The following is a 3,838-nucleotide window of genomic DNA, read 5'->3' as shown; positions in this document are numbered from 1 at the left end:
GCGCATGTAGACGAGGATCCAGAGCAGGCGATCCTTCTGAACCTTCAACTTGGCGTAGGGCGGGTAGCCCTCCATGACCGCGTGAAACTCATCGATGTTAGCGAGGGTGTCAGGCTTCCCACTCTTCGTGGTGGTCTTCTTGGTGGTGGTCTTCTTAGTCGAGCGCGCCCTACCGCTACTGCCAAACTTCGGGAAGACGAAGCCGTCCTCAAAGAGGTTCTCTACGTTCTTGGTCAGGTACAACTCCCCGCCGTCTCCCTCCGCGATCCAGCCGGAGGTGATAGCCGTCGAGAGGTCGCGGGCGAACTTGGCCGGGACCGCCTCGCGGGCACGCTGGAACTGCGACTTGATGGCGTCCGCCTTCACGGTGTCACCACCGTCCTGAAGGACGTAGGCCGCAAGAGCGACGATCTTCTCGGGGTTGGTCTTTGCCCCAGTGCGGAGGATCGCGTCGCGCGCGTTCTCGACCAACTTGGTGTTCACGTCTCGGACTGGAGACTTGGGAGCCAGCACTGGCGCACCGAGCGTGGGGGCCTCGCCTTCGTCAGTGTTGAGGAAGGCGATGATCTGAGCGGCCTGGGCAGCCGTGATCTCCTCCTCGTAGCCGATCTTGCCCTTGAGGATGAGAATTGTCTTATTGTCCGTCATGAGGCCAAGTATAGTACGACTAGGACATATTGTCTCATTGTCCGCCATGCGTACAAAAAATGGGCAGTACAGCTTGGAACAGTACTAGTCTTGCAGCATGCCTCGACCCCAGATCCTCGCCAGCGCTCAAGCGCAGTTCCCGAAGAGCGCCAACAAGCAAGTGCGCGTCAGCGCCGCGTGGCGTCGTGTGGACAGCACACTCGACTATCCCGAGCCGAACGGCACGGGTGGCTGGACGTCCGTGAACGACTTCGCAACCCATGTGGTGGTCAAGCGGCTGGGGGATCAGGGCTTTACCGTGGTCAACTTGTCGACCGGTGGAGTGGCCCGGGGTTACAAGGACGTCGCAATCTCGGTGCTCATCTGATGGAGACCCCCACACCCGACCCCGGCCTGCTGGGACTCATCGACCAGTCACCCACGCTGTCCGCGATCGTGGGCGGGCTAGTCGTGGTCGCGCTCGTCGCGCTGCTCTCGCGAGTGCCCAAGTTCAAACCGGCCTACAAGACTGCTGGGCGGGGCATCGCTCGCTTATTCAAGTGGGTCTGGAGTTGGCGCATCAACGGCAAGGTGAAGCGTGACTTGCTGGTGCAGCAGGGATACGACAAGCGAGACGCTGAGGTCAAGGCCGAACGAGCACGCTCACCTCGCCCGTCGTGGCGAATCAGCACCGACACCCCGCTCGGTGAGGACGTGTACTTCCTGAACAACTCGGGGTGGCGGGTCAGTGACGTGTGCCTCGACGCAGACCCGGGGTTCTTCACCTTCGACGGCGAGGCCTTCTTTCCCGGCGCGTTCGGTGACAACAACTCGGATGGCTTAACCGGGCGGCAGCTTAGGGGCGAGCCAACCGCACGGGGTCGTCGCGAGGGGGTGACGTTCACCGTTACGTGGATCGACCAGAACGGTGATGAGCAGCCGCAGACGGCGGGTGGAGACTTGCCTGGGACAGTCGTGATGCCACCGAAGCCGCTCAAGCCTGTCGTCCAGCCGACGTGGCAGATCGGCAGGCCGAAGCAGAGTCCGAGCAAGGACATCTACGTCCTCGCCAACGGCGCAGAGGGCAGCATCACGAACAATGTCGTGATCGACGCTGACCCGAACTACTTCACCTTCATTCTCAAGAGAGAACTTGGCAACCTCGCAGGAATCGGCGTCCTCCGATTCGCTGGGTGTCCGACAGACGGCGGCGTGGCCTTCGGCGTCGACTTCACTGTCACCTACGAGGACGCTAACGGTGACCAGCGCTCCGACCATGTGCCCGCCAAGTTCGGGTTCAGCTTCTAGACGACCCGAGTCCTCCTGAGAACCGCTACGACCGAACCGGGGAGCAGCCCCTGCCCTTGCCGGGTAGGGCACGAGATCGTCGTTCAGCCCCTGCGGGATAACAGCGAGCGTCCGACCGGTCGCGCGCTCCGCGACGATGCGGTCCTGGACCTCGACGGGCAGTAGGACGGGAGAGCCCACCTGCTTGCCCGCTCGCTTGGCCTCGGCCAGACTCTCGCGGCTGCGTACGCCGATAATTTATGGTGCCACCGATAGATATCCTTGCGATGGATTCCCCTGCCAGGACTGCTGTTTCCAAGGCGGAGCGCGCCGTCATCCATTTCCGGTCACCTTCGGAGCTGCCGCGCACCAACGACACCCAGACGTTCATATCGAAGTGCACGAAGATGTGCCTGTCACGTCGATCTTCCATGCCCCATCATCGGCACAGATCAGGGCTTAGGGTGACGACGCGCACAGCGTTACTTTGCCTGTCGAGCATTGCGTTCCACAGCGACGTGACGAAATCCTCAATCGGATGACTGATCTCCTCTTCTCTCTTCCACCATCCGGAACTCGTCTCCGCGTCGATACGCTGCGGCGCGGATCCCGAATTCGCGCCCGCGTCCGCTGGACCGAACCTTCATCGCTCAACCGACGGAGTCGCTCAATCACGGTCGACAATGACGAAGCTGCCCGGGGGTTCTTCAAACTCATGCAGGCGAGTTCGGGCCGCACTATCGACTCACTCATCACTCTCACCGACGATGCGCATTCAATTGGCGACCGTTTCCTTCGCGGCGTCGATCCGACTTCGACTGCAGCCGGTTATCGAGCCGGACTCCAACTCAGAGTCCCTCCGACCCTGGGCCCCCTCCGTATTCGCGAGATTACGACCGGGCGCGTACCCCGAACTATCGACACATGGGAGAAGACCCACTCGCGTTCCACGCTCAAGAGCACGATCGCCGCACTGACGCGAGTGCTCGACGAAGCGATACGCGATGACCTCATCACGCACAATCCAATGCGCGATCGGGCTGAGAGACGTTACCGCTCGAACATGGAGTTCCAGCACGTGAGGCTGATTCCTTCGCCCCACGATGTCGAGCGGATCGCTAAGTCCTGCGCAGCGATTCATTAATGCTACTGCGACCACATAATGCTCAGCGCGTTCCTCGCCGCGCGCAGTTCGGAGGTAGGCGGGCTCATCGTCGGTGACGTCGATTGGCCGAACAAGGTTGTCACGATCGAACGACAGTGCTTCCCCGGTGCCGGCGGCCTCAGCATTGAGCCTCCGAAGGGCCGCCGGGCGCGCCGCGTGCCCATCATCGACCCGCTCGAGCCAGTGCTGCGCCGACTCGCGATGCAATTGGCGCGCAACCGGCCGTTGTTGCGCGGGCCACGCGGCCGAGTCATCACGACTGCGACATTGCGTGATGCAACCTGCTGGGACGAGCTGGTTGCATCGATGGGGTTGCAGGGGCTGCGCCGTCGCGACCTGCGACATGCGGGTGCAACCCGGTTCGCGAACGCGGGCGTCCCGATTCACGTCGTGAGCGACATCCTCGGACACGCATCTGTCGAGACAACACGGCGCTGCAGAGCGCTGCAGCACGGATGAAAAAGCACCTTCGGGAGGCCGTGATGAGCAGCTAGAAACGCCTGTACCCCTTGACCATATCGGGTCAAGAGGTTCAGGGGGTGCAATTTTGGGTAAAAGACCGGTACCCTCAATTAGCTTACGACCTTTTAAAAATAGCTTCTGATCAGGCACTTTCTTTTTTGTCGGGCTGACAGGATTTGAACCTGCGACCCCTTGACCCCCAGTCAAGTGCGCTACCAAGCTGCGCCACAGCCCGTGACTTGACCGACCCGCTGACGCGATTCGAACCTCCGGTAGCTTATCGCGAACCGCAGAGAC

At 61.5% G+C, this 3,838-nt stretch carries 4 protein-coding genes and 1 tRNA gene; 3 read left to right on the top strand and 2 right to left on the bottom strand.

Annotation, left to right across the window (positions count from 1 at the left end; translation table 11 throughout):
• The coding region (locus tag RMN95_RS07790; protein WP_309616370.1) for a hypothetical protein at nucleotides 1-648 on the bottom strand (648 nt) is incomplete at its 3' end.
• Nucleotides 649-745: 97 nt separating this feature from the next.
• Between RMN95_RS07790 and RMN95_RS07785 the strand changes: the two genes are divergently transcribed.
• From RMN95_RS07785 to RMN95_RS07775, 3 genes are all read left to right on the top strand, one after another.
• Nucleotides 746-1,015, top strand: a complete 270-nt coding sequence (locus tag RMN95_RS07785) for a hypothetical protein (protein WP_309616369.1) — start codon at nucleotides 746-748, stop codon at nucleotides 1,013-1,015.
• Nucleotides 1,015-1,935: a hypothetical protein gene (locus tag RMN95_RS07780; RefSeq protein ID WP_309616368.1), complete on the top strand. Its 921-nt coding sequence runs from the start codon at nucleotides 1,015-1,017 to the stop codon at nucleotides 1,933-1,935. The genes RMN95_RS07785 and RMN95_RS07780 overlap by 1 nt, the downstream gene beginning before the upstream one ends.
• 1,141 nt (nucleotides 1,936-3,076) lie before the next feature.
• Complete coding sequence (locus RMN95_RS07775; RefSeq protein WP_309616367.1) at nucleotides 3,077-3,538, top strand: tyrosine-type recombinase/integrase; 462 nt, start codon at nucleotides 3,077-3,079, stop codon at nucleotides 3,536-3,538.
• A gap of 164 nt (nucleotides 3,539-3,702) precedes the next feature.
• On the opposite strand, the gene RMN95_RS07770 is transcribed toward RMN95_RS07775, so the two are convergent.
• Nucleotides 3,703-3,776, bottom strand: a tRNA-Pro gene (locus RMN95_RS07770).
• Nucleotides 3,777-3,838 lie beyond the last annotated feature (62 nt).

It is taken from the genome of Salinibacterium sp. (assembly GCF_031364185.1).
Lineage (GTDB): Bacteria > Actinomycetota > Actinomycetes > Actinomycetales > Microbacteriaceae > Rhodoglobus.
This window is presented reverse-complemented; position numbering and strand designations above follow the sequence as displayed.